The organism is Paenibacillus planticolens, assembly GCF_013141725.1.
Taxonomy (GTDB): domain Bacteria; phylum Bacillota; class Bacilli; order Paenibacillales; family NBRC-103111; genus Paenibacillus_E; species Paenibacillus_E planticolens.
The window spans coordinates 17,696-43,142 of record NZ_WHNZ01000004.1 but is presented as its reverse complement, the minus strand read 5'-3'; the positions used below and the strand labels follow the sequence as shown (position 1 = coordinate 43,142).

The window sequence follows — 25,447 nt, the reverse complement described above, 5'->3', positions numbered from 1 at the left end:
CGTAAGACCCCCGTTATTAAAAATTTGGCGGAAAGATTCGCGGACCTGACCGAAGCGATTTGAGCCATACGCCTTGGGGGTAACGTTCATATAATTATCCGCGTGTCAAGCGATTTATTTACGTTTACTTTCGTGAATCATACGTCAGTTCGTTTGTCAAGCGTTTATTTTTCGTGCATAGTATACCGGATCATAACTCGTCACATATGTCAACACTTATTTTTTATGCAACGTTTATGCAATTCCGACCGTTTTACATGTGTTTAAAACACGGCTTTTATGAAGATGTCTTAACCCGCGCCAGCCCTACGAAATGCCGTATTTACGGGCTTTTAACGCACATATGCCGCCCATTCTTTTATGCATTCGTTATGCATACGTATAAATATACGTGAATAACCGCATAAATGTTCGTAAGCACATTTCGATCCGCGTGTCAACGATTATTTTTATGCAGCGTTTATGCATACGTTCAGTCGATCGCTAGATCACGTAGACCATACGTTGTCAAGCATTATTTTTACGCCGTTAAAACGGGGTTGATGTTTTCGAAGGGCCTGCGTCGTGAGCGGCCTGCCCGTTATTACTTGCGTACGCCTAACGTAATGTCACCGCTCTAACGGAACCCTTCGGTACGCCACGTAACCCCTACGCAATAACTTTCGCTTCATTATATACGCGGTAAATTGACGCGTCTTACGTCAACATAACGGTTACTTCCGACTGTGTTATTACGTAGAGCTCACGCTGGCTTTGTAAAGCCGTCGGTGAGCATAAAAGAATGACGGGGAACTACACCCCGTCCACTTCGGCGCGAGCGCCTTGTGACTATTTAATTATCCGCGATAAAGGTTATGAAATAACCCAATTCCGCGTTCCATTCGTTATACTTTACCGCGCAATCTTTTCCCGTTAAAATACGTTCTAGGGATAAGAAGGAGAAAACCCCGCAAACCGCGCCACTATGCGGTTTTACCCGTTTTCAATGGTACGCTAGCATTCCATTAATGGTACGCTGGCATTCCATTAGAAAAGCGCTTTCTATTCGTCATCCTCCGCAGCCTGCTCGAATAAACGTACAGCCGCCGCCAGTGAAGCCGTATCGCCACGATAAATAAACGTAGGATTCAGCATATAATACTTCGCTCGACCGATCGTAGTCGTACCGACGAGACGTTTGCTGCGTAAACTTTCGAGTACACGGCCGCAGCGATGACGCGACCATCCCATGAGCTCGGCGGCACGGTTAACGTTGAAAAAGAACGCGTCTTCGTCCTTAACGTATTGATCGTAGTCTAAGTAGATGAGCAGCGAAAATAGGACCGCCTTCTCATCGTCAGCGAGCGCCTTTGATCGTACTAACTCGCGTGTACTTCCGTGGAACACCATCGTAAAGTCGTGCGTCTTACTAAACTTGCGCGCCTTAAACGGTTTAACCGTCTCGCCCGGCTTAATTTCGAGTGCTACCGTTATCGGCTGGTCCGTTCCATTGCGGAAGGAACCGGAGGTTACTTCGTCTATTATTTCGCCTGTTTGCGTATTAATTACGTTTGACATTGCGCGCTCCTTCGTGCGAAATGAGGGCGCTAAGTGATCGGAGTATGCCCGATTCGTGCGTTGAATAGCGCGGATGTTGCGATTCATAGTGCGTATAGTTACTAAGTCTACGTAAGTAAAGCGGTTTGCGTTAATTCGTCAATCCACCGCCGTCCTAATCCGACTCTTTGCGTAAATTCAGGCGCAAACTCACCGCCAGTATCGCGCAGATTGTACGAAACCAATTCACCAGGCGATGTATCACGCTTATATCGCGCACTCCTTTCGCGGTTCTTAGCCATCGCCATTTTATCGACGAATCGCGTCTCCTTTGCGATCCTGTGGCGCCGAGCTGGTACGTTATAGTTAGCGCCGTCTGTACCGTGATTTTCCGCTAAGTCAAGCGAGTACTCACGCTCATGGCGAATATCGAGCTGCCAAGTTGACATAAACGGATATTCATTGCGCGTAATCTTATCCGGATGACGGTCCGTTAATTCTTCGCGTAAAACGTAATCAGACAGTCGCTCTAATTGCGTAGGATCCATGTCCGTTCTATCGTAGCTGTCCGTTAGCTCATTAATTGCCGTGATGCGTTCGTTTCTGTCCGCGATGTTTCGCTCAATCAGCGCAGTTACGTCTGCTGCGAACGTTAGTTTATTCTTCGTCATCTTGCGCCTCCTGTTCGTTAACTTCTACCGTAACCTCGCCGTAATTCCACCGTTGGAACACGGTCGCAATCTTCTCCGATGCGATGCTGACCGCGTCCTTTACCGCTTGTTTCGTAACGCCCATTATTTCGCCGGCGGATTCAAGCGTAAGATCGCGCGCATAAACCCACGCAACCGATTCCGCCTGGCGCTCGGTCAGGCCGGCCGTTTCAATCGCGCTATGGAGATCGATGATAATATCGCTCGCTGCCGTATCGCCACGGAAACGGCGCTCAGAAATGCGGTGGCGATCGCGTAGTAAGGCGGCGACTCCCTTTGCGGTGTTGAGTGCGTATGATTGCGTGTATTTGCGCGACTTCGCTTCAATATCGATTGATCCCGTTCCCATTCAATCCGCTCCTTTTTACGTTGATTTTGCGTCAGATTACGCATATAATAGTCGTACAAGTACGTTTACGAAACTTTCCCTTAACGGTCAATATAAGGAGGTTTATCCCGCATGTCTACTAATAAAATCGTTATCGACGTATGGGCTAATTCGGGCGCACACGGTGGCTCCGCCTACTTAACGTCGGACAAATTCGGACGCGTCCGCATGTCGGCGGGCCTCGTCGAAATGCTATCGTGTAAGGGCGCGCCGATTAAGCTATACGTTGGCTATGACGCTGCCAATAAGCGGATCGCGCTCGGCAAGCCCGACGTTGTTAAGCCGAGCGACGCCAATCCGGTCAGCTTCGATCGCGGACGCCATTACGGGATGATCCGCACGTTTATGAAAAAGCACGTGCTGCCGTTTGAAGCGATAAAGTACGTTTATGACGGTAAGTACGACGGCTGGCTGCTGTTTAAGCGTGAGGACTACGCGGCGCCGGACGGCCGGGGGACGGAGTGAAACGATTGGAACTACCGTTGCCTATTCGGTAGTTCTTTTTCTTCATTATCCCACGGATCACCGTACGTTACCGCACCGTTCCCCTCACGTTCAACAGGCGTTCGCGCATCGTAATCCTCACCATTCATCTGCGCCAATCTTCCGCGGAAATAGCCTGCGTAATAGCCGGCGCGATAAGCGTCATATGCGGAAAGGGGTGCGTCACTCATCGGCCGCCTCCGGTGACACAAAACATCCGCAGCCTCCGATGTCCTCACGATCGATTTGCGTTCTCCTTGCGGTGTCCTCGTATAATCCACGTAGCTGGCGCAATGTCAGTCGGTACGTCTTCTTCCCGCGAACTCGCTTCAGAATTGATACGTTCTTTCCAAGAAAGGTACGAATGTCCTCCTCTTTATTTTCATGATACGCGTACTGCTCCGGGAACTCTGTTAGAAGATTGAGGAAATGACCTTGACCTGCCCGGACGCAAAATCCACCGCAATTGTTGTGAGCAAACCCCTTTCCATATAATCGAGGACGCGAGATCTGAGCAGCATCGAGTAACTCTAACATATCGTATTTATACAATAATGGCTCATCGCACATCGGGAACTCGATACGATATGGCGCCCAATTCTTAATCGGCGCTTCCCTTCGGTGAGCCTCCGTCCAGTCGATGCCGAGATATAACACGCACTCGTCTGGACCGTAGTTATCACGTATCCACTTATCCGCAGTTGCTTGCTTTAATACGTGAGAACATTGAGCTATTCGCGAATTTCCGAGATACCTAACCGCGAAGAAAACTTCCCACGGCGTGCGGCCTTCCGCAATCCAAATGAGATTCGGCATCAAGCGCATGGCTTCCGTTGAAATTTCCGCAAGAAGCTCCTTACGCCTAGTGACCGCTTCTTCCGAAGTAATGTCCGGAATATCAGCGCACTTTTCGAGTAACGCTACAGGACGTTCAATTCCGTAAAACTCCGCGTTAGTTTCGATGAGGAAACGATATAGATCGCGATCTTCGATCAGAGTATCGGTGAATAGATTGATAACGTTATCGGCGCCGTGCTCCGCAATAATCCGCTTTCCGGCCGAATACGATCCGATGCCGCCAGAGTTAAAGTTAATATGAATCAATCGCGACGCCCCTTCCACTTTGTTTTCGCGTTATAATAGCCCCATGCGTAACTTAGTCCGATGATTGTGAGTAAGGGAAATAATCGTCCTATCGGGTATAAAATTGATTCGATCCCCACTCACCCCACCTTCGTCATAATTGCGTCAATTTGCGCATACAACTCCGCCAATGTGCCGTCGTTATCTATCTCGTAGTCGACCGCAAATGTATCGACGTGCGCTTCCGTATCGTGGCGCAGGTCCGCCAGGTTAAACGTATCTGCCGATTCGATCGCGCGATTGATGCGGACGTCTTCCGGCGCCTTAACGCGGATAATGACGTAACCTTCGACGCGGCAGCGCTCGTATTCGTTCGGCTGGCGGAGGTCTGTGATGACGGCGTGGAACGGCACCGATAAATTCGGACGTTTACTATAACGCTTAAGGCTGCTGTTGAGTGCCGCGTTATCACTGCGCCTAAAATCAATCGACGCGAAACACTTCCGCACCCATACGTCAGGATCACGCTGCCGCATCGCTTGGCCGAACCATTGATAACCTTCGCGTGGCTTCGTGCCCATTTCGCCGAATAATTCGTGATAGTATCGCTTAAGCTCGTCACCGAACGCGAATCGCGTGTATCCGTACTTTTCGCAGAGGTACGCAGCGACCGAATCCTTTCCGCTGCGCAGGCGACCTGTTAGCGCGATATTCACGCGCCCACCTCCTCGCGTGAGTCGTCGGTGATAACGTACTTTGCGTTGAAGTCGTCGTACGTCCAATCACCGCTGTCATTTCCGAAAAGGAACGAGTACAGTCCGTACTTATTTCCGGATATCCTCGTGATGCGATAAATGCTGTCGCTATTGCGCCACCTAACGACATCCCCTACGCGCACACTTTCCGGCTGTGGCGCTTCGTAATACTCCGCTGGCACCGTCAGCCCTAACGCACGGCGCAACGCGATTGCGCGACCAATGTGGGCGTTGAAGCAATCGTCGGGAGCGCAACGGGATTTGCCTACGTAGATAACGTGCTTGTCGTCCAGGTAGCGAATAAGCGCTACGACAGTGCGTTTTTCTCGGTTAACTACGAACTCCACGTAATGCACTGGAAAAAGTCCGTCCTTTTCGCATTCTTTTGGCCAAAAACTGCGTCTGGACGGGGTTTCTGAGGAAGACTGGTATTTCGTGGACAGTTTCACCACGTCCTTCTTCGCCTGCTCAACGATCTCATCGCGCGTTTTCGGCTTCGGCTTAATCGGTTTGTACGTCGCGATAGGACGTAGGATTTCCGTTACCTGACGATCAAGCTCCGTCACCCTTAACGTAAGGTTGGCGAAGGACTGCGTGAGGCCGTCGATTAGGGCGCGGAGATCATCGGTGACTTCGATCGGTTCGAGGACGACGTATTCGTAATCTGCAATAAATTTACAGATGTTTACGCGGTCAACGTACGGATAAACACGGACTCCGTTAGGTTCGATATGTTCCACAGTCATAACCGTACCGTTAACGTAATCTCCAAAAGTCAAGGAAGCTTGCACGATCTTAATCCGTTCCCCAACGTTAGCCTTCCGACTTACCTCGCGATATTGCTTACCATCTACAACCGTTAACTTTTCGCTCATTCATACCGCTCCTTTTCCGCTCTCCGGCGGGATTATTTTTACGCGCATCGTCTGCCTTCCGAATTGCCTAGCGCGATTCTCTGACGCCATGTAAACGTCGATGTGGCCCGCCGTGATTGCGCCGCCTCTGTCCTGACACGTATAAGTCCGCCCAAGTTCCGGTATCTCAACGCGAGTGCCGAACGCCAAGTCCGGACCACACGCTGCCGTAACGCCTTCCTCCGTCTTCTTGCCGCTCGCTGTGATGCCGTAACCGCGATCGCCGGGTCGTTTTCCGGTGGATTCGTAACCCGCAGTATACGCTGTGATTTCATACGTTGCGTGAGATTGCGCATACTCTTCGCTGCCTGTCGTCATGAGTGCGAACATTAATGCGACGAGTAGCGCTATGCCTGCACTCCGAAGTAAGGCGTAATCCACGCGTCAACCTTTTCGATTTCGCCGCGGATGCTTTCGGCAAGTTCCGCGATCTCCCATTGAGCGTGCGTACTGGCGTTGCGCTTCGAGTAGAATTCGAGGATGGCGCGCAGGTTGGCGGTCATGACGATGTTACAGGCGGCGGCATTCGGTAGGACGAAACGGGCATCTTCGGCGGGAACTCCAACGCGGCGTAACTCGTTATAATACGCTTGGGCAATTCCCATAAAATCTTCGTATACCTCGTCCGCCGTCGCTCCACCGTTAGCCGTCGAATACTTTCCACCCAACGACTTAGGAGTAACGTAATCAAATCCGCCTGCTTTATCGCCGCTACCGAATTTAACGTAACGCTGCGATTGGACGCTAAACGAAAATTGACGGTGGCGCGTAAGTTGCGCGAGAAGGGCGCGAGACACGCCTTCGATCGCGAATGTGTACGTAAGGTGTTCGAGTGTACTCGCGTGTCCCGACCGTACGATGTGGCGGAATAGGCGGTCGGCCTCCGTGCCAGCTTCGCCATCTGACGCGGATTGACCGAAGTACTTGGCGCCTTCTAGCGTGAGGATCTCGGACGGTGCGTTCGGTGAGTAGCACGTTCGAATTGCGGTGAGGGCGACGGCTTGGCGATCGTTTGCGTCGCGGAATTCTCCGTAAAGATCGAATGGCAATCGTGAAAGGAAATCGATGGAAAGCGCTGTGTGTGCGATTAGCTTAACGTTCAATTGGCGGCCTCCTCCGTTATAATTACGATCACAGGAACAACGGACCAACGCTCCTTGTCGTTAACCCACCCTCGCGCCGACTTTGCGCCACCTTGCGTGTAACGAGCCGCGTCATAAATGTCTTTTACTGTGTTGGCGCGTCCACGAAATTGACCGGCCGTATAAACGCCATCATCACGTTTGAGTACGTACTTTCTAACACCTGACCACAGATCACTCATACTGCGTATCCCTCCTTCGCGCTCGTCCCGTCCTGCCTTGCGTGATTTTCCGCGTTCTTCTCGACGTAGATGCGGTGGATATCATCCGCGCTCAATCCGACTACTCGCGATAGACTCAGCAGGAAATGCCACATGTCTATAACTTCGCCCTGCAGCGCCGCCTTATCGATCGGCTTCGGATTCTTCCACCATTTCCAGTTAACTTCGCGCCGGATCTCGTCAATTTCCGATTCCATTGCGAGAGTGATTCCGATAACCCACTCGTCGAGCGACTTTTCGATGCCACGATCAGTAACGATGCGTTCGTCGAGCGATTGCTGCATTTCGTAAATTTGCGTTAATTTGTCGTTCATTTGCGTCACCCTCCTTGGTAAGCGCACCAACAGCGCAAACACATATCGTTATCTTCGGCATACGTTCCAACTTCTACCTCGACCTCTTGGTCGCACTCTACGCACTCAAAACGCCTACACTCTTCGTTTGCTTGCGTTGTCATTTAACGTTCCCCCTCGCTTCTAACGTTTCAAATTCCGGTGCCACTTCATTACTACGCAATATCCGCTCGACCAACGCGACAGCAGGATGACGCTCAACTTCCGTCAGATTAACGTGATCGAAGTATGGCGCAGCTTCCTCGCCGGCTTCGTAAAGCCCTTTAAGCAATCGGTAGAACCCGTTACTCTTTGGCGTCCGCAGTTTATCGTTATCAATCTGCGCGAAGTTGCCGCAGAATACGAATTTCGTACCGGTACCGAGCCGCGTTCCGACGCCTAGCTGCGTATGCGTATCGAGGTTTTGCGTTTCATCGACGATAACGAACGCGTTATGGAAAGTTCCGCCCCGCAACGTTTGGATCGGATCGAAGAAGACTTTGCGCCTATCCTCGTCACCTTTCGTGTATTGTTCAAGGAGCGAGCGTTTCTGCGTCGTCATGATATCGAGGTTATCGAGGAATGGGCGGACGAACGGGTACGTCTTCTCATCGATCGTGCCCGGCAACGCACCGACATCAGCGCCAAGCTGCGTTTGTAACCGCGTGTATACTAGCTTGCGGAAGTCATGGTCCTCTACGCGAGAAAGGCCGACGGCTTGCGTGATCAGCGTTTTACCAGTGCCGGCCGGACCCGTTAAGAAAAGGAACGGCTTGTCATTCGTCAGCGCTCTAATGGCCGCCGTCTGTCCTGCGTTACGCGCCGATATGCCCCAATGTGCCAACGCAACCACCTCCGTTAATTTGTCTTGCGCGCTTTCACTTACTACGACTCCGCACGGGAGATTTCCGTACACTATAGATCGTCGAATCCGTTCGAATCCGAAACCTTTACGTAAGAAGTCACGCGACTCTCGAAAAAGTCCGTCTTACCTGCGTCATTATCCTCGTACGCTTTAATCCATCGCATAGGGTTACGGCGGTGTCCGTCAAATGGGCGATCGATGCCGAGTTCGTGGACGCGCTTGTTCGCGATGAATTTAATGTACGCGGAGAGTTCCGCCATTGTAATTCCGTCGAATTTGTTTCCGATAATGTACTCGCCCCATGCGATCTCTAATTCGGCAGCCTGGCGGAATGTTTCGCGGACGAATTCACGGTTAGCTTCCGTATCGAGTTCGGGATACTCCGCCAATAGCTCGCGGAAGATTTGCGTGAACAGGCGGACGTGAATCTCCTCATCGCGGTTGATAAAGCGTATCATCGTATTGGTCGCGAGCATTTTCTGATTTCGCGCAAGGTTGTAGAAGAACGAAAATCCACAGTAGAAGAACAAACCTTCGAGGACGATATCGTAGACGATCGACTCGAAGAACGTTTGCGGAGACGGCTCGTCAATAAAGCGCTGATACCCTTTCGCGATAAAGTCATTACGCTCGCGGAGGACGGCGTCCATCTTCCAATATTCGAAGATGGCGTCTTGCTCCGCTTTAGGCACGAGCGAAGATAGCACGTAGGAATATGATTGGTTATGGACGACTTCCTGGAACGATAGGACGGACATTAACGCCGACAGCGACGAGTCCGTTAAGAACTGCGCTGCTTTGGCGGAATAGTCCGTCTGAATCGAATCTAAGAATGCGAGGAGTCCGATAGTCTTACGGAACGTCGCGCGTTCGTTTTCGGATAGCTGCGGCCACTGTTTGACGTCGCCGGTCATGTTAATCTCGTCTGGAATCCAGAAGTTACGCAGCATATTCTTGTACATCGGCGGTGCCCACGGGAATCGAACGTCGTCCCAGTTAAGGACGTTCGACGATTCTCCGTTGATAATGCCGGTTGATCTGTTCGGTGCTGTTACGTCATACAATTTACGCTGCTTCATTCCGTCACCCTTTCGATTATGATGCGCACGCGTCGCAAGTTTCCGTTTTGAGATCGATTGATCTCGTGTAGTACGTAGATTTCAAACCGCTTTCCCACGCGAGTATATGAAGATCGAGCAGATCCTTCGCTTTAATATCGCTGCGAACGTATAAATTGAACGAAATCGCCTGGTCTACGTGACGCTGGCGTGCCGCATTCTGGCGGATGGACCACGTTTGATCAATGTCGTACGCGGATTTATAGAACCAGAACGTTTCCGGCGATAGGTCCGGCGCGGTTACCGGGATTTTGTACGATTTCTTTTCTTCGGAGTATTCGCGTTTGAATATCGGATCGATTCCGTCCGTACTGCCGCCGATCTTAGCGGTAGACATATTCGGCGCGACCGCCATTAAGTAGCCGTTACGGATACCGGTCTCGGAAATCAATCCGGCAAGAACGGTCCACATCGGAGTCGTGTGCGTGTAGTGTCCGGTTTCACCGAAATAGCGCTGACGGAAATATTCCCCCGTTTGCCAATCGCTACCCTCGAACGCTGGATACGCGCCTTTCTCTAAAGCTAACGCAGCACTAGCTTTAATCGCCAGGAACGCGATTCGCTCGTAAAGCCCATCGCAGTACTTGACAGCATCCTCCGATTCCCACTTGATCTGTTTCTTCGCGAGTAAATGAGCCCATCCGAACGTACCGAGCCCGATCGCGCGATACTTTTTATTCGTAATCTGCGCCTGCAGAACGTCAATCGTATTCAAGTCGATTACATTATCAAGCATGCGGACCTGAATCGGAATCAAGCGCTCCAAGACGTCAGCTTCAACGGTACGCGGCAAGTTAACGGAAGATAGGTTGCAGACGACGAAATCGCCGGCCTTCTTGTACGTTATGATGACGTCACCATTCGCGATCTCATTCGTTACGACCGTCGCCGACTGGTTTTGCGTAATTTCGGTCTTTTATATTCCGCAACGGACGCTACTCCCTTACGCGTTCTCTTATGAACTGCTGTACGTCACCGTACAGAATAGACTATATCACGGTCCACTTGGGACCCTCCGCGTTTCCACCGCCCATCGCTTGCGGCGTACTCCCTTTCGGGATAGTCGTTAGGCATTCTTACGCTCCACGCGTTGGTAATTCGGGAACCTCTCGCTATTTATGCGATAAAGTACCGTTGTTGGCCCGACCCCAATTAATCTTGCGTATTCCGATGTACTGTCATAAACTATTCCGTCTACTACTATCGGCTTGGAGTTAGCTTCTTTGATCCGTGCGATAGTTTTTTCCGACTTCGGCTTTCCGTACATAGGGTTATTTATTCCGGCATTTCGTTCGTGCTTTAGGTGGCGTATCTCTTCCTTTCGTGGGTTACGTGTAAATGTGTCGCCGCCATCAATCGCATCGCCTACGTTATATTTCTCGATAGACTGGTCGTCAATATATTGCTGCTCACGTTCGGTTGCTTCCTGTAGGTTATTGAATGTATGTAGAACCTCAAATACGAAGTTATCTTCTCCGTACTGATTGAATGCTTCTTGCATACGGACATTTGCATGCTTATTTGTCCGCAACATGTTTAAGTGTGCGCGTCGTCTCTTCGGGTATTCCTGACTTCTTCCGAAATATTTGATGCCGTTGTGGAGCGTTGTAATTGAATAAACTACGTATTCCATATAGTCTCCTCCTTTCTAGGGGTCGTAGTGGAGCGTAAGCTTAGCACGGGATTGTCTCGTTCGAGAGTTCCCCCGTTTAGCGGAGTTTTCGACTGCCATTGCTGACAGAAGGTGCTATCAATTAACACAAGTTAGAGCAGTATACGATGCCGGCATGCTTATTCGCGTTCATCCGGTTAACCGTGTCGCGATAGAACATGTACGGCGTTCCCGTCTCAAGCTGCGCCTTTAAAATCCGCTTAAAGATATCGATTGCCGGTACGCGAACCTTCGTTAAATTCGGATTATCGACGCACTCCTGATAACGCGTGCGGAACGTTCCTTTACCGCGCTCCTCATCGTAAAAGTCCTCGATAGAATAACCGGTCACTTTGCGAATCTCATGCGGATCAAACAGGTACCAGTCGTCGCGGTCACGTACGGCCTCCATAAAGGCGTCCGGAATACATACGCCAGTAAATACGTCATGCGCCCGCATACGGTCATCCCCGTTGTTTAAGCGAAGGTCCAGGAACGCTTCGATGTCGCGATGCCATACGTCCAAATAAACAGCGATCGCACCGGATCTTACGCCGAGTTGATCTACACTGACCGCCGTATTATTGAACTGCTTAATCCACGGAACGATTCCGCTTGATACGCCCTTAAACCCTTTTATATCGGAGCCCCTGGCGCGAATCTTACCGATGTAAACGCCTATGCCACCGCCTGACTTCGACAGCGTAGCGACGTCCGTATTCGAGTCGTAGATGGCGCGCAGATCGTCCGCAACCGTATCTATAAAGCATGACGATAGTTGTCCGTAAGACTTTCCGGCATTGGCGAGCGTCGGCGTTGCGACCGTCATGTATAGGTTGCTCATCGCCCAATACGCTTCCTTAACGAGGTCAATCCGTATATCGCGCGGCTCCTGCGACATTAACGTCATCGCGATTACGAGGAATCGCTCCTGCGGAAGTTCGTACGTATCGCCAGCGTGTGATTTCGCTAGATAGCGCTCAGCCAGCGTAACGAGTCCGATGTAATTGAACAATTTATCGCGTTCGGGATCGATGATTTCCGCGAGTTCGGCGATTTCTTCCTTCGTGTAATCACGTAGAATAAGCGGCGAATAAATCCCCTGCGTCGTCAATTCCTTAAGCAACGCGTAAAACGATCCGTATTTCTCCGATGAGTCGTATACGCGATTCTTTGACGCAGATTTATAAAGCGATCGAAGGTAAACGTAAGCTGCCACGTAAGACCAGTCCGGATGCTTGCCGGCTTCCTCGTCCGGAATGCCGACGCGTTCTAGCGCTTTGAGTACGAGTAGGTTCGTTAGGGCGTCCGCAGTGTATTCGTCCTTGGCTAGAATTGCGCGAATAATGTCCTCGGTAAATTCCGCCGTATCGAGATGCTTATAGTTACGTGTTGCGGAATAGATGAACGCGATTAGCCGCGGTTCATCGTACGGCAACTTGCGCTGACCTTCATTTTTAGTAATGTACGTTGTAATTTCGCATCTCTCCTTAGATATCGATTAAATTTTCCGCGATAAGGTACGCCAGGCACACGGCTGCAGCGTCCGATTCATCATCCGTCGCGAACGCATAGTCCGCAGGCAGTCCGCACGATCTCCGCACGGCGGCCGCTAGCTCCGTCTTCTCCGCCTTACCGCTGCCGGCTACCGCCTTCTTTACGGATGTCGGAGCAATGTTCGCGACCACCGAGAGGCCGACGCGACTTAATGCGCGATCGACGGCGGACCAGGCTCCGTGAATCTTATCGTTCTGCTCGAAATTGCGGGATGGCGGCCATATCTCACGAATGACGGCGGCGACGGGCGGAACGGAACGTCCGCTAGGCTTGCGCGAGTTATCACGCAGCCAAACGAGCGCGAACGATTCGATTAACTCGTAGCGGAGCGTCTGGGCGTCGGCGGATTCCGTTTTATAGTGCGTATGGGCGATCAGCGTTGGTTTGCGTGATTTTACGTCAATGATTGCGAATCCTGGTGACGTAATACTAAGGTCGAGACCGATGTAGCGGAGTGTTTCCATTTTATTCGGTGGCAGACGCGGTCACCTCCGCTAAGTACTTAATAACGTTCCTGTGCTCCGCTTTGCCCGCCATCTGAGACGTAGCCATCGCGGAATCAATACGTTGCAACTTCGCCAAGTTATCCGCGGTTAAAGTCTTGCGGCAGTGGTCCGTAAAGGCGCAGAAGCCGCACTTACCGGTACTTTCCGCGGTAACTTCCGGCAAATCTCCGCCAGCGCGCTGTTCGTAAACTAACGCTGCCTGACGCGCTAAATCAGATAGGAGCGCCGCCTTCATTTCGTCCGTGATCTTAACGTAACAAGCGCGCAGATCCGGCCGTGGCTGACCGTCCTCCCACGTTTTCTGCCCTTTCGTGACCGACGTTGACTGCGCGTCATCAAACCATGCGGGCTTCTGCGTCGACTCGTATACAATGAGCGCTTCGTCAATTCCGAACACGAGCGCCTCTGCAGTTACTTGGCGGATGTGATCGTCTTGCGCGCCCTTAAAGTCGATCTTACCGTTCATAGCGCGAAGACCGCTTGCCTTCGTTTTATATTCGAAGATAACGCGCGATCCATCCGGAGCATAGTGGAACTTTCCGTCGGGCTTAGCGGTAATTGCGAAACTAACGAACTCGCCCGTTTCTGGGTTCGGGTATTCGAATATAACACGTTGTTGCGCCGCGTCCTCGAAATCCCATTCACTGTTATCGCGTACAGCCATCGTAAACTTAGCGTCCGCGCCGAGTCTCTTCCGCATATGAACGAGATCGAGCTGAACGTAATCAACGATCGCCGTACCCTGGCGCCGTTGCCGTCCGCGGAACGGTAAGTCATCGGATTTCTCCGGTTTAACGCCTTGTGCGTTCTTTAACACGAGCTGCCGATCGCACATCGCTGTGCCGGACGCGCCAAATGTGACGAGACCATCGTTTGGATACGGTTCAAAACGTAGATAGCGTAGTTTCTGCTCGTAGAATCTTCGGCTGATTGCGTTATCGTAAAAGGATGACGATGGAGACGCGTAGTATGCGTCCATTTGCGCGAGAAATTCGCGTTCAAGCGTTGCTCCGCGTGCATATTTCGCGTCCTCTATCTGGAGTTCTGCGCCTACCCTGCTGAATAAACTAATTTAAACCGCCTCCTCGTCGTCAATCACGTTCAACTTAGCGAAATCTCCGAACAACTCCACCGCTTTTAAGTTATAGACACGAGCGGCTTCTTTCGAATTGTCAAAGAGTCCGAGGTAAATAGGGTTATTATTAAATCTGATCGTTACTTGATATTTCCCGCGATCAGCCTTCCAGTACACGCCTTTATACCCGCTTTTATTACTCTTCCGTCGAGCTACGTTGCGGTTATTCTCCGCTCGTGTGCAAACTCTGAGGTTATTTCTGCAATTGTTTAACTTGTTCCCGTCAATGTGGTCAGTGATTAGGTTCGGCGGGGTACTTAGAATTAATCTGTGCATCAATAGTGTTTTAGATTTACCAGATTCTACTATTTTGTTCACCGCATATCCCGTTGAATAACACCACTTGCGCCGAGATATCCACTCGTAATCCTCGTCATCAACTATCGCTACTTTACCTTGCGTTAACGGTATCTCTTTAGCGATCGTCCTCCGCCTCCTCTTCGTTAGCTTCTTCCGCGAAGCATCCGTTTGGACAATCAAAATCGCCGACCTCATCCGCAAGCACACGGAATTGGCGCCGGCACTTACTGCAGCGCAACGTGGCACTTTCGTGTTCGCGCATTCTTACCGCCTCCTTTACGTCACACTTATTACGACGCCGTGCGGTGGGATTCCGTACAGTTATGCGTACTTATTCGCAAACTCCGCTTTCGGACGGCAATTTGCGAAATCCCACTGAGACGGCGCGTACTCCTGCATCCATCGCGGTTCGATTACGATATCCGTAACTAGCGGAACACTTAACGTCGCCGTCTGCGTCATAATGTCGTTGATAAGCGCGATCGTATCCTCCGTCAATTGCTCGTTCGGAATCGAGTCTTTAATTTCGTCATGGATGGACGCGTTAAATTCCCAGCCGCGCGCCTTACATTCGCGGGCGTTGCGGTTACCGATCATCTTAAGAATGTCAGCGCCGGTCCCTTGGATCACCGCGTTAAAGGCTGCGCGTTCCCAGTATCCGATAAGTCCGCGTTTCTCGGCGAGAACGTCGATTTCATCCTGGACCGCAGCTAAACGCTGCATATCACGCTGGTTTGGCGTCTCCTTATTGCGTAGCTGCTTCCGTTCGGTATATAGCCGAATCAGACGCTGCTCATTCTTTGCGGAGGCAGCCGCAACCGAAGCGTAATCTGGAAAGCGCCGCTTACGTCCGTACAGCGTCTCGACGTATCCGTTGATCCGCATGCCTTCGCGGATATCCTCCACCATCGTTTTAAACGACGGGAATGTACGGTCAAAGTTTTCGAAGAACATTTCCGCAATTTCCTCGGCCACGTTCATCTTCTTCGCGAACGATTTCTTTGATTGATCGTAGGAAACCGCAAGTTGGCCCGTCTTCATCATGGCGCGTGGCTTAAACTTGCCGGTCGGATCGTACGCCTTATCCACGCAATACTCTTGCGGCAGGTTAAACGTCATCATCGCCATTGTCGTATAGAGATCGACGCCATCAAGGAAAATCTGCCGCATCGAGTTGTCACCGTAACGTTCCCACATGATGTGCGCCATGATGCGCGGCTCAATCTGGCCCAAGTCGGCGCCGACAAACGTATGGCCGCGCTTGGGAACGAAGCAGTTACGGACGCGAGTGCCTGCGCCTTTTGACGGCATATTTTGGAGATTCGTACCCTTCGGAATCTTACGCTCATCAGCGACGAGTTTGCGTACAATCGCGTAATAGTTGTCGTCTGTAGCTATGAGGCTCATCGAACTACTCCTCGCTAATATAATAGCGCGGATCGAAACCGCTCCACGTTCGGCCTAGAACCGCTGCTACCTTAAGGACTGTTTCCACGTCGAGGTCTACTTTACTAAAATATTCTTCTTTCAACGTACCGTAAACCTCACTATGCTTACCTAAAACCTCGCCGAACCACGCGGATTTTCCGGCTAGTTCACTTACCTCAGCCTCAGTCGCAACGAACAATCCTTCTAGGTCACCGCTACGACCACAATCCCAATGGAAAGACCATAAAAATTTATCCATACGATCACTCTCCCGTTTCAAATTCGCTTAATATATCGATCGGCCGTCCGCTGTATCCCGCCGAACTATAACGCCCCGTCGCGGTCCCGCCCGCCCTCATATCGCTGTGTAAACGCCCATCACCTTCGAGAGCTTGTGGAATCTTCATCACATACGTATTCAGCAACTTCTCGTAAGCCGCCACGATCGCCAGCGGTTTCAGCGCGTCCTCTTCTTCGTAATAAACGTCAAGCACGTCCGCAGCCGTCGATCGCGTCTTCCCACGCTTAAACCGCCCTGTCACGTCCTCAATTGCGAGCACATCGTAGATGAGATACGCGAGGTGATTGCCGTTCGTAATCGTAAATTCCGTTATCGTAAGTGGTGCGTTCGCCTCCGTCGGTTCCGCCAATACTTCCGCCTCTAATTGCGTAAGCTTAGCGACTGCCTCCGTATAACGCTTCAGCTTCGTTTTACCAGTCGCCTCACATTCCGCAATAATCCCACGTTGTTTGGCGATAGCTTCCGTATGCTTAGCGAGCTTCCTATGCTGCTTATCGATCCATTCCGCGACTGCTTTCGCGTTAATGTGGCGGTCCATCTTCCGGACAAATTCGTCATTAATTCCGTAAGACTCAACAACGTCAGCGCGCGCTTTCTCCAATAACGGAGTAAACTCGTCTTCTAACGCTTTGAGCCCGTCAATATCAATTTCGAACCCGCAACGCGCCATGAATACGTCAGTTTCCGGCAGCTTCGAGTCAATCTGCGCGTAGCAATCAAGAAGGCGGCCTGGCGCGTTTTTCATCGCTTCGAACTGCCACTCGAATAACTTCCATCCGTAGAGTACGTCCTTAATCGCGTAGATGCCGACGAGTTCAACGTTATATGGCGCCGGCGAACCGTTACCGAATAGGTCTTCGAATGTGTAAATCGGACCAGGCACACCGAACATCGGACCGTACTTAGCTACTAGCGGTTTCAAACCGTATGCGGCCTCGTGTTCGTTGAGGTGACGCATGGCATCGAGCGTATCCCAGACGCAGCCAGCGATCTCGTATCCGTCTTTAATCGCGACGTGAAGGTCGTAGCGCGCCGAGCCCATATGAAACGTCTTACCGTGATTCGGACGCGTCAGGTACGGCGATATGGCCGCGATTACCTCAGAGCGCGTTAACTGCGGATCGCCCTCTTTAAACGCGTTCGGAACGTCGAATCCGCTAACGTGTCCGTACGGTAAGTAGTAACCTTCGTTAAGTAACGGCAGCCATACGCTAAATCCGATCGATAAGTCGATATACGTATCTACACCGGTTCCCTCAAAGTCGCCCGCCGTCATCGTGTCAACGCCGAGAATGCGGAAGCGATCGCGCCATTCCGCCATTTGGCGGCGGCACTCTTCGCGTAAACGTTCGACGAACGCTGGAAGTTCGGAATCGTCCGTCAGAATAAAGTAATTCGTAGGCTTACTCGCTAAGACTTCGCGAATACGTTCCTCGCGGAGCCCATCCGCCTGTTGGCGCAAGAGGAGGGAACCCGCTGAGATAACGTCGCCTTTCGTCCATTTTCCGCTCTCGATCCGGACATTGCCTAGTTGCCCGGAGAAATAAGCGGTCTTTGCTGCGTTAAACTGTGCGCGTTCTTTATCCGTTAGAGACATCGCACCTATGCGATCGAACGCTTCGGCGGCCGTTTCAGGTTCTGCGGCAGCCTTCCGCTTAACCGCGTCCTTAACCGCGTCCGGCTGCTTCGCTGCTAACGTCAGCTTCGGCGTCTGCATTGTCTACGCCTCTTGGCGGCTGAATAGCGATTCGACTGGCGCTAGAAGTACGCAGTCCTTTTTCCATGGCCCGCGGTATTTTCCGTTAAACTCGCGGATGCCAAGTAGATCATCGCCGATATCTTCGACTCTTCCTGTTACACCGTTATACCTATCGTTGGAATTAACGGTCACGATATCGCCCGCCTTAAACTCGTTCACCTTACGGCCGATCTTCGCCCATTTCGCTTCCTCTGCGGCCTTTGCGGCTGCTTCCGCTTGTTCCTTGCGTGCTTGTTCCGCTTCGGCTGGCGTTAGCTTGATGATCTTATCTGGAGTAGCGTAGCCAGAACCGCGACCCTCAGTCTTCTTAATCTCTATCTCGTTCGCGTTACGACCTCTAGGACTCACGTTAACGATTTCGTACAGTTTCCCGTCTTCAAATCCTAACAACGGCCATTTTCCGCCACCGCTTACGAGTTTAACAGTGTCGCCTACGCTAAATTGCGCTTTGGCGGCTTTACGCTTTGCCTCCGCAACCTCGGCGTCAGTGGCGCGGACCAACTCGTGAATAGCGATCCAGTTCGAAGTTTTCCCGTCGCTCACGCGTTTTGCCTTATAAGGAAAATGCTTACCTCCGTCATCGTACGTAATTTCTACGATGTCATTCGGTGCCATCGCGTTACCGACGTTGTTTCTGATAACCTTCGCATACTCGCCGACTTTAAGGCGCGGTTCCGGCTCCGCCGACTTTGTTTCCGCCTTCTTCGCGTCAGGCGCTACCGGCTCGAGGACGACGTACTCACCGCAACTGTAGTAGAACAAAGACTCGATTTTGCGCTCCTTCACGTACCAAACGTCGCCGTCACGGTCAACGGATTCAACCGTAAACTCATCGCCTACATTAACGTATTTATCTGGGAACGCGTGGTTACCGCAGTTATACGATACAATCCGAATGCGCTCGCCTACGTTGGCCTTACGTTTAACCTCGCGATATTTAGGTTGCGCGGCTGCGGCCACTTTCGGAGCGAGTACGATATAGCGTGACGGTAGCATACGCTCGTTTAGCGGTGTTTTCACGTCCCCATCGCCGTATACCATTTCTACATCCGCGATTTGTCCCGATTTACCGTAAGTGAAATGTGTTACTACAAGAACACGATCACCCTTCGCCGCCTTACGCTTCTCCAACGTATACTCCACGCCGTCGATCGTTACGGTGTCGGTCGGGACGAGTACGTTATATTCGCTGTTTGACGCACTAGGTCCGATGAATTTCTCGTTACCACTCGTAAACTTAACGTGAATATCTGCGTCTACCCATCCGCGTCTTCCAGTTACCGTTCCGATATCGCCAAGCGAGAAGCTTCGGAGGCTATCACGTTCGACTTTTGTTACAATTACCGTATCCCCTTTCGTAGCCTTCCGCGCTTCCTTCACGTAAACCTTACCGTCGTGGATGACGTATTGGTCCGTCAACGTTGGCGCGGGTGATTCCGGTGGGGTCGGCGCCACTGCGGCTTCTACGCGTTTGAATACGGTGAAATCATTGCCGCAAAGATCGAATTCATCCCCGTCATCGTCGGTAACTTGCGGGTCATCGAATGAATCAATCCGCGTCACCTCGTAGAAGCCGCCTGTAGTTACGCAACTGGACGAGTCGTCGAATCGGATGATATCGCCAACAACCGCAGCCTCATCAGACTTCACGTACTCCGCACCGTTATATTGGATACGCTCGGATACTGCCGTAACACCGTTTAATTTCGCCATTTATATAGTCTCCTTCGTGGCTCGCGGCCTGTTTTATTTTAGACTGAGTTACTCTACGTCTAACTGCGCTGAAATGTACCCGTATCGATCGTACACGCGCTCTGCCGCGTAATCTTTTGCGCAGTCAGTTTCGCCATGAACGAAGCCGCCACCGTCATCTATGCGGAACACCTCGTCGCCGGCGTAAATCTCGCGCCCACACCATTCGCAGTGTGCGACGGTTAGCGGCTCGGCTGGCGGTTGGAAGCGGTCTAAGTTAAGCATTTCGCACCTCCGTCTGCGGATATGTCGACGTGATTCCATGTCCTCCCGCTCTTAATCTGATAGACGTGGTTGTAACGTACTCCAAATTCTTTAGCTAGACTAGTTACGGTCTCCCCGGCGCAGAGTCGAGTTTTTATCTCTAATACCTGAGATTCGGTGAATTTTGCTTGCCCGTTTTTACTGCCCTTTGTGCACGGGCAATTTCGTCCCTTACCAGCTAGCGATAGATTTCTACGGTGCTCATCAGTCATAGCGTAAGACTTCATCGCAATGGACTGCTTCCTGCGGTGTTCTGCCGATAGCTTCTTGCCGCTGTGCGATACAGACATCTTCCTTCGAGCTTCGTCTGTATGGCGTCTACCTACTGTAAATTCAGCGGTAGGAGAAACGTTATATCCCTTTCGTTCGTCGTAGGTGGTGTAGATGTCCATGAAGTGCTGCTCACGAAAGAATCTATCGTCTTTCAGTACGGTATCTTCAAGAACTTCGAAAACAAAATCTTCCTCTCCATACAACTCCCAGTCTGCTTGTAGCCATCGGCTGCTATGCCTTTTACGGTTAAGGGTAGATTTATGATCTCGCCATCTTGATCGAGGATTTTTTGTAGATCCTACGTAGGATTTTCCGGTTGTCTTGTTAAATATTTTATAAATGGTATACATCAAGATACCGCGCCGATTGGCGGTTCATATATGCCACGGTTTAATGTAATTGGCAACTCAACCCACCGATCGGCGGCGCGCTCCAATCCGCACCAGTACTCGCCGATTTCGCGATTTTCAAACAGCCATACGCGCGGCGTTTCTCCCTCGTTTACCAAGACGCCAGCGAAATAGTCAGCGTCGGTCTTACGGTAGATATCGCCATTTCCCTTCCTAGCGTATACGACCATTTCGTGAGCTCGGTCCCCACGCAGGCGAATCGTTTTGACCTGGATCCGTTTGAAATCGCCTGTTAGAGGATCTTCCGCGAGAATATCATAAGCCTCGTCGGTATCTGATTTATGTGGCGTCCATCCGTTTCCAAGAAGCGCAAGTCGCGCTGCCATCTCGGAGTACTTTCCTACGATCTCGCTAATATGTGCGATGACTAACGCCTCCTTTCGTTATTACTTGCCGCGAATATGACGCGGATAGGCGGCTTCCTTCCGCTACCGCCCGCGGCCACTTCTAATACTGCTGCGCTCAATCTTCGTCCTCCTCCCGTTCGCCACCGACTAAGTAGACGACTTCAAATTCTTGCGGCGGTTTGTCGTCCGCGGCCGGCAGCTCAACCGGACCGATTGCGGCAGCCTCCGTCGGCTCTACGCTCGCCGCGATATTCACGTCGAACGGACCGTGATCGTGGTCAACGCTCTTGAGAAACGCGGAGATGTGGCGCCCGACTTTCGGAAGATTGCGGACGTCCTTAACGTTGATGCCGAGCGATAGGCTACGTTTATTTACGCTCATTTGCGTCGTCCTCCTTCGCGAGTGTTATTACGGAGATAACGATGAGGACGAACGCGATCAAGGCGGCGGCACCGAAAGGAATGGTAAAGCCCGCGATGTTTACGACGCCGACGATGCCGAGCGCGATAAGCGATACGACTCCGCAGAACGCTAGTATTACTAAGATGCATGCCGCTACAGCACCGATTTTCTCGCCCATGCTAACGCCTCCCTCCGCTATTACCCGCTGATTAACTTGCTGATACGCTCTGCAATTCCCGTATTTTGGGTGCGCTGCTTAATCGCTGCCTGGCGCAACTCTTCGATGACTAGGAGCTCGTCGGTTAACGTGGAGATTTCCGCGGATAGCTTCTCGTTATGCTTTTCTAACTTACGCTGTGTTGCGGTGAATTTCGAAAGCACACGCGCACTTGCACGCTGCAGACGATTGATACGACCGGTAAATTTGGACATTTTATTCGCTCCCTTATCGTTAAATTTAACGCGATCGCCGCGGTCTTACTTGCGGAAATCCACTGGCGCATCAATCTCGCCAATTCCGCCTTTCATAATTACGAAGAATGCGAATGCTACGGAAAAAGATGCTACGGACATAAATTTTGCGATTGTTGTTTTCATTTGATTGATATCCCCTTTTAATTGGATTGTGTTTTTATGCGCGGTCGGTGATTAGAAGTTCATCGTTACTGGTGGCGCATCTGAATCGATCGGCTTGGCATCGGCTTCCGGCTGCTTCGGCGCGCTACTTTCGCCGCCATACGTCAGGACCAAGCGTCCGATGTCGAAGCCGGCGATGACTAGATTCTTAACTTGTTCCGCTTCATCCGCGACGTATAAGCACGTTTCAAATGACGCTAGATCAAACGGAGCTGCGGAAAGTTTGGCGAAGTTCTCACGTTGCTTATCCGTCAAATCTTCGTCCATATCGATAATCGGTGAGAGGGATACGACGGCTGCCGTTGAATCACCGGTCTTCGAAAGTTCAAACGCGAGATTATCGAGTTTCTTCCCGTACTTGACGATGACGGCTTTAATCGTTTTCTCTTGATTCGGTGTAAAGTCGATTACGATGTCCTTACCGGTATCTAGATCGAAGAATGCGCGCAAGAATCTCGGCTTCCCGCGATAGATGTACGCAGCGTCCGTCAGCTTTTTAACGTCAGCCTCACTTGCGCCCGCCTCTTTGGCCGCGTTAGCTTCTGTGTAAAGGAGCTCAGCCGCGCGATCCCATGTCGTAGGATTACCAGTAACATATCCTTTCGCATTACGTTCCGCGGGGTTCTTAGGAACGAAAGTTTGGACGCCGCCTCCGCCTTTTTTGTAGAACCCGTAACCGTAATACTCCGCCACGTCAGCGATACTCTTGACGCCAACTTTGAACGTTGTGCCGGACTTAAGCGATACGATCGGGCTATCTTTCGCGCCCTTATCCGCCAATACCGCGGAATTAACCGCGTCCGCTCCAACCTTCGTAAACATGCTCATTCGATCACGTTCCTTTTTCGTTTATTTGCGTCAATCAACGTTGACGCTCGTCGGACATCTTTCCTGCGTCCGTCACATGACACTAACGTTGTGCACTCGATGCTTTCTCGCGTTCGCTAGGTACGAGAGTCCGCATTCGTAACGTTAATGACGTGTGGCCGACGCAAGAACCGTTTGGCTCTCGCGGCCTTACATTTACTACGACTCCACTCGGCCGAATTCCGTACACTTTTTCATACGTAAGCTGCGATTCCTTTTGCCAGCGTTGTTTTCTCGCGGCGGACTTCGAATATCTCCGCATTAATTGCAGCGATCTCACCGTCAATCTCCGCGATGCGTCCGTCCATTTGTCTCGCTACCTTAATACTCGCGGTCTTTAGCTTCCGCAACGCACACTCGGCGCGCTCAACGGTTAACTCGGCTCTGCGCAATTCTAAACGTTTAATTTCGCGCGTTTCTTTACGTTGAGCTGCGCGCAATACCGTCGTTAATGCCTTCGCGACACTTTCGCGGACGGTAATCGGCGAATCCTCACGTGGGTACATCGTGATCACCGTGTCTTCGTGCAGCGCAACAACAAAGGCCGTCCGCTTGTAAGCATAGAGCCGCGCGCTGTTGCCGTCCTCGCCGAGCACATTCGCATCAATTAGCGAAGCCTTGCGCAATAAATCCATTACGTGCATGGGCGCTTTGCCGCGGTCGATACCGAAGTATTCAACGGCGCGGTCCAATGCGTGCGGCGTTACGAATATCTTGCCGGTAAAATGCGTGCCGGCTCGCGGATCCAGCGTTGTCATGCAATCACCACGCCTCTCAGCGACAATCGCGGCAAGTAGTCGGCGGGATCTTCGTAGTCGCGGCAGCCTCCGTTATATTGTAGCCAGGCGTTGAGATCGGCGGCTTGGCGGCTGATTCTGCGGGCCTTCGCTGGTTTTGCGTCACCTTTGCGTGTAACAACGTCGTTCATGATAATTACCTCCGTAAGTTTGCGTAATCTTTATCGTAATTTAACGTAGACATGACTAAATAAGCGTTGACATCTACGATTTTTTCGGTAGAATAAGTAATAGTAAACATATTAACTACACGTATAGCCAGCGTCATTTATGCCCATACTTTAGGTAATGACACCACGGTGCTATGTGCTATAATTAATGAAGGTATACGGTAACTGACGCAATGCCTAAGTGCCAGTCACCATTAGCCTAATCGTTAACTCGCTATGTATTCGCGTTTAATTCGTAAATACGGTGAAATGTAATCGGCAACATCGCCGTGAACATTCCGGTCGTATGCGCGTGCTAAACGTTCAAACTTGCGGGCTAGCGTATTGCGTTGGACGCCGAGTGCTCTTGCGAGTGCTTCGATGCTAAAACGCGGTAACTCTTTGATGGCTGGAACCATCTCTGAGTCGAAAGGAATCCGCCCGGATTCATGTAAGGAGACTAACAGTTGGCGCTGTTGGTCTTCTTTCTTTTTGTCTAACCGTTCTACAACTTCGTATTCCATATCTAGCTCGTCCGCGATCAAGTGGGAAGTTGGCGCTTCATCACTGTCACAATCGGAGTTGCTTTTCGGTGCTAATATGTAGCGTGCTCGCCGGCGCTTTTCATCTCGGAAGAATGTTAGCCTGGCGCGCTTGAGTGTGGTGGAGAACGTCTTGCCGAAGTCGACGATGTCTTCGCGGCCGATTAGCTTAAAGAGCTTTTCGTTGAAGATGCTGTCCGCGTCGTTTTCATCGCCGAAGCCCGATCGCACTACCATCCGCTTGTTGGTCCGTCGCTCCTCGCTCACCTCTTCGTAAATTTCGGAGAATACCGCCTGATCCATTGTCGCGCGGTATGTATCGACCAGCTTATTCAATTTTTCGAAGTTCTTAATGTGCTCCATCTCCCCTCGTTATCGCCTTACACCTATTACGACGCCACTCAAAAACTTTCCGTACACTTTCGCGAAAATATTTTAGAACTTTTTTCCAACGCCCAACTCTGCTATTATTACGTAGTACCACAGTACTATACGCCCAAAATACGGAGGCCAGCGCCCAGTGAGCCGCAAAGTCACTATCGGACGCTGCCGTATTCCGGAATTCCTTAACGCGCGCGGTTGGTCTCAGCAGGATCTCGTCGATCGTACGGGAATAAGCAAGGGTACGATATCCGCCTACTGCACTGAGTACCGCACAAGAATGCACTTACTTAACGCTGTCTTAATCGCGGATGCGCTCGGTGTAGAGCCGCGAGATCTTTACGAATGGGTCTACGTTAAGGCGGAATAGGGTGGCGAGTGAGAGTTCGGTTACCGAGCCTCACCGCCCGAAAGTCCACGTTCGCAGACTATTTATTAATGT

At 51.2% G+C, this 25,447-nt stretch carries 34 protein-coding genes and 2 pseudogenes; 2 read left to right on the top strand and 34 right to left on the bottom strand.

Translation table 11 applies throughout. The annotated features are described in order from the left end of the window. Nucleotides 1–1,041 precede the first annotated feature (1,041 nt). The 3 genes from GC097_RS00320 to GC097_RS00310 all read right to left on the bottom strand — a co-directional run bounded on the left by GC097_RS00320 (nt 1,042) and on the right by GC097_RS00310 (nt 2,595). The gene (locus tag GC097_RS00320) at nt 1,042–1,557 is read right to left on the bottom strand and encodes a hypothetical protein (RefSeq protein ID WP_171681360.1); all 516 of its coding nucleotides are present in this window, start codon (nt 1,555–1,557) and stop codon (nt 1,042–1,044) included. A gap of 107 nt (nt 1,558–1,664) precedes the next feature. After that, nucleotides 1,665–2,207 (bottom strand): hypothetical protein, encoded by a 543-nt coding sequence (locus tag GC097_RS00315; protein WP_171681359.1) that lies wholly within the window; start codon nt 2,205–2,207, stop codon nt 1,665–1,667. After that, complete coding sequence (locus GC097_RS00310; RefSeq protein WP_171681358.1) at nt 2,194–2,595, bottom strand: sigma factor-like helix-turn-helix DNA-binding protein; 402 nt, start codon at nt 2,593–2,595, stop codon at nt 2,194–2,196. Before GC097_RS00310 ends, GC097_RS00315 begins: the two co-directional genes overlap by 14 nt. A 111-nt stretch (nt 2,596–2,706) precedes the next feature. Between GC097_RS00310 and GC097_RS00305 the strand changes: the two genes are divergently transcribed. Continuing rightward, nucleotides 2,707–3,099, top strand: coding sequence for a hypothetical protein (locus GC097_RS00305; protein WP_171681357.1), 393 nt, complete (start codon nt 2,707–2,709; stop codon nt 3,097–3,099). Between the two features lie 11 nt (nt 3,100–3,110). Here the strand turns inward: GC097_RS00305 and GC097_RS00300 are convergent, their stop codons facing one another. The 31 genes and pseudogenes from GC097_RS00300 to GC097_RS00150 form a co-directional block, all read right to left on the bottom strand. Further along, a complete protein-coding gene (locus GC097_RS00300) occupies nt 3,111–3,308 on the bottom strand; it encodes a hypothetical protein (protein WP_171681356.1) in 198 nt (65 codons plus the stop codon). After that, nucleotides 3,301–4,221, bottom strand: a complete 921-nt coding sequence (locus tag GC097_RS00295) for a hypothetical protein (RefSeq protein ID WP_171681355.1) — start codon at nt 4,219–4,221, stop codon at nt 3,301–3,303. Before GC097_RS00295 ends, GC097_RS00300 begins: the two co-directional genes overlap by 8 nt. 119 nt (nt 4,222–4,340) lie before the next feature. Next, nucleotides 4,341–4,916, bottom strand: a complete 576-nt coding sequence (locus tag GC097_RS00290) for a nucleoside/nucleotide kinase family protein (RefSeq protein WP_312875582.1) — start codon at nt 4,914–4,916, stop codon at nt 4,341–4,343. Next, nucleotides 4,913–5,830, bottom strand: coding sequence for a hypothetical protein (locus tag GC097_RS00285; RefSeq protein ID WP_171681354.1), 918 nt, complete (start codon nt 5,828–5,830; stop codon nt 4,913–4,915). Before GC097_RS00285 ends, GC097_RS00290 begins: the two co-directional genes overlap by 4 nt. Then, nucleotides 5,831–6,199 carry a 3D domain-containing protein gene (locus tag GC097_RS00280; RefSeq protein ID WP_171681353.1) on the bottom strand — a complete coding sequence of 123 codons (369 nt, stop codon included), beginning with the start codon at nt 6,197–6,199 and terminating at the stop codon, nt 5,831–5,833. It lies immediately after the preceding gene. Nucleotides 6,200–6,216: 17 nt separating this feature from the next. Continuing rightward, nucleotides 6,217–6,972: an FAD-dependent thymidylate synthase gene (gene thyX / locus GC097_RS00275; RefSeq protein ID WP_171681352.1), complete on the bottom strand. Its 756-nt coding sequence runs from the start codon at nt 6,970–6,972 to the stop codon at nt 6,217–6,219. Beyond that, nucleotides 6,969–7,193 carry a hypothetical protein gene (locus tag GC097_RS00270; RefSeq protein ID WP_171681351.1) on the bottom strand — a complete coding sequence of 75 codons (225 nt, stop codon included), beginning with the start codon at nt 7,191–7,193 and terminating at the stop codon, nt 6,969–6,971. The genes thyX and GC097_RS00270 overlap by 4 nt, the downstream gene beginning before the upstream one ends. After that, the gene (locus GC097_RS00265; RefSeq protein WP_171681350.1) at nt 7,190–7,546 is read right to left on the bottom strand and encodes a dUTPase; all 357 of its coding nucleotides are present in this window, start codon (nt 7,544–7,546) and stop codon (nt 7,190–7,192) included. Before GC097_RS00265 ends, GC097_RS00270 begins: the two co-directional genes overlap by 4 nt. A gap of 139 nt (nt 7,547–7,685) precedes the next feature. Further along, nucleotides 7,686–8,408, bottom strand: coding sequence for a PhoH family protein (locus GC097_RS00260; protein WP_171681349.1), 723 nt, complete (start codon nt 8,406–8,408; stop codon nt 7,686–7,688). A gap of 71 nt (nt 8,409–8,479) precedes the next feature. Beyond that, nucleotides 8,480–9,508, bottom strand: a complete 1,029-nt coding sequence (locus tag GC097_RS00255) for a ribonucleotide-diphosphate reductase subunit beta (RefSeq protein WP_171681348.1) — start codon at nt 9,506–9,508, stop codon at nt 8,480–8,482. Between the two features lie 16 nt (nt 9,509–9,524). Then, nucleotides 9,525–10,460: pseudogene (locus tag GC097_RS00250) on the bottom strand (ribonucleotide reductase barrel domain-containing protein); the annotation flags it as partial. Between the two features lie 153 nt (nt 10,461–10,613). Next, nucleotides 10,614–11,180, bottom strand: coding sequence for a GIY-YIG nuclease family protein (locus tag GC097_RS00245; protein WP_171681347.1), 567 nt, complete (start codon nt 11,178–11,180; stop codon nt 10,614–10,616). 124 nt (nt 11,181–11,304) lie between these two features. Then, nucleotides 11,305–12,663, bottom strand: a pseudogene (locus GC097_RS00240) (ribonucleotide reductase barrel domain-containing protein); the annotation flags it as partial. A 25-nt stretch (nt 12,664–12,688) separates the two neighbouring features. Continuing rightward, a complete protein-coding gene (locus GC097_RS00235) occupies nt 12,689–13,219 on the bottom strand; it encodes a crossover junction endodeoxyribonuclease RuvC (RefSeq protein WP_171681346.1) in 531 nt (176 codons plus the stop codon). Between the two features lies 1 nt (nt 13,220). Next, complete coding sequence (locus GC097_RS00230; protein ID WP_171681345.1) at nt 13,221–14,240, bottom strand: hypothetical protein; 1,020 nt, start codon at nt 14,238–14,240, stop codon at nt 13,221–13,223. 93 nt (nt 14,241–14,333) lie between these two features. Further along, nucleotides 14,334–14,672, bottom strand: coding sequence for an HNH endonuclease (locus tag GC097_RS35460; RefSeq protein ID WP_171681344.1), 339 nt, complete (start codon nt 14,670–14,672; stop codon nt 14,334–14,336). Between the two features lie 139 nt (nt 14,673–14,811). After that, entirely contained in the window at nt 14,812–14,958 is a 147-nt protein-coding gene (locus GC097_RS00220) for a hypothetical protein (protein WP_171681343.1), read from the bottom strand. Nucleotides 14,959–15,017: 59 nt separating this feature from the next. Beyond that, nucleotides 15,018–16,103: a DNA polymerase gene (locus tag GC097_RS00215; protein WP_171681342.1), complete on the bottom strand. Its 1,086-nt coding sequence runs from the start codon at nt 16,101–16,103 to the stop codon at nt 15,018–15,020. A gap of 4 nt (nt 16,104–16,107) precedes the next feature. After that, nucleotides 16,108–16,383: a hypothetical protein gene (locus tag GC097_RS00210; RefSeq protein WP_171681305.1), complete on the bottom strand. Its 276-nt coding sequence runs from the start codon at nt 16,381–16,383 to the stop codon at nt 16,108–16,110. A gap of 4 nt (nt 16,384–16,387) precedes the next feature. Beyond that, the gene (locus GC097_RS00205; protein ID WP_246293845.1) at nt 16,388–18,142 is read right to left on the bottom strand and encodes a DNA polymerase I; all 1,755 of its coding nucleotides are present in this window, start codon (nt 18,140–18,142) and stop codon (nt 16,388–16,390) included. A gap of 3 nt (nt 18,143–18,145) precedes the next feature. Continuing rightward, nucleotides 18,146–19,897, bottom strand: coding sequence for a hypothetical protein (locus GC097_RS00200; protein WP_171681341.1), 1,752 nt, complete (start codon nt 19,895–19,897; stop codon nt 18,146–18,148). A gap of 48 nt (nt 19,898–19,945) precedes the next feature. Continuing rightward, nucleotides 19,946–20,200 carry a hypothetical protein gene (locus tag GC097_RS00195; RefSeq protein ID WP_246293844.1) on the bottom strand — a complete coding sequence of 85 codons (255 nt, stop codon included), beginning with the start codon at nt 20,198–20,200 and terminating at the stop codon, nt 19,946–19,948. Further along, nucleotides 20,149–20,823, bottom strand: coding sequence for a GIY-YIG nuclease family protein (locus tag GC097_RS35130; protein WP_171681340.1), 675 nt, complete (start codon nt 20,821–20,823; stop codon nt 20,149–20,151). The genes GC097_RS00195 and GC097_RS35130 overlap by 52 nt, the downstream gene beginning before the upstream one ends. After that, a complete protein-coding gene (locus GC097_RS00185; RefSeq protein WP_171681339.1) occupies nt 20,823–21,209 on the bottom strand; it encodes a PDDEXK-like family protein in 387 nt (128 codons plus the stop codon). The genes GC097_RS35130 and GC097_RS00185 overlap by 1 nt, the downstream gene beginning before the upstream one ends. Nucleotides 21,210–21,345: 136 nt before the next feature. After that, nucleotides 21,346–21,612, bottom strand: a complete 267-nt coding sequence (locus GC097_RS00180) for a hypothetical protein (protein WP_171681338.1) — start codon at nt 21,610–21,612, stop codon at nt 21,346–21,348. Next, entirely contained in the window at nt 21,599–21,811 is a 213-nt protein-coding gene (locus tag GC097_RS00175; protein ID WP_171681337.1) for a hypothetical protein, read from the bottom strand. Before GC097_RS00175 ends, GC097_RS00180 begins: the two co-directional genes overlap by 14 nt. A 20-nt stretch (nt 21,812–21,831) precedes the next feature. Further along, nucleotides 21,832–22,065: a hypothetical protein gene (locus GC097_RS00170; RefSeq protein WP_171681336.1), complete on the bottom strand. Its 234-nt coding sequence runs from the start codon at nt 22,063–22,065 to the stop codon at nt 21,832–21,834. Nucleotides 22,066–22,281: 216 nt separating this feature from the next. Next, nucleotides 22,282–23,097, bottom strand: a complete 816-nt coding sequence (locus GC097_RS00165; protein ID WP_171681335.1) for a hypothetical protein — start codon at nt 23,095–23,097, stop codon at nt 22,282–22,284. A 233-nt stretch (nt 23,098–23,330) separates the two neighbouring features. Beyond that, a complete protein-coding gene (locus GC097_RS00160) occupies nt 23,331–23,780 on the bottom strand; it encodes a hypothetical protein (protein ID WP_171681334.1) in 450 nt (149 codons plus the stop codon). Nucleotides 23,781–23,890: 110 nt separating this feature from the next. After that, the gene (locus tag GC097_RS00155) at nt 23,891–24,064 is read right to left on the bottom strand and encodes a hypothetical protein (RefSeq protein WP_171681333.1); all 174 of its coding nucleotides are present in this window, start codon (nt 24,062–24,064) and stop codon (nt 23,891–23,893) included. Nucleotides 24,065–24,309: 245 nt separating this feature from the next. Beyond that, a complete protein-coding gene (locus GC097_RS00150; protein WP_171681332.1) occupies nt 24,310–24,987 on the bottom strand; it encodes a hypothetical protein in 678 nt (225 codons plus the stop codon). A gap of 157 nt (nt 24,988–25,144) precedes the next feature. Here GC097_RS00150 and GC097_RS34010 point away from each other — a divergent pair, with 157 nt between their 5' ends. After that, nucleotides 25,145–25,375 (top strand): helix-turn-helix domain-containing protein, encoded by a 231-nt coding sequence (locus GC097_RS34010; RefSeq protein ID WP_171681331.1) that lies wholly within the window; start codon nt 25,145–25,147, stop codon nt 25,373–25,375. Nucleotides 25,376–25,447: the final 72 nt, after the last annotated feature.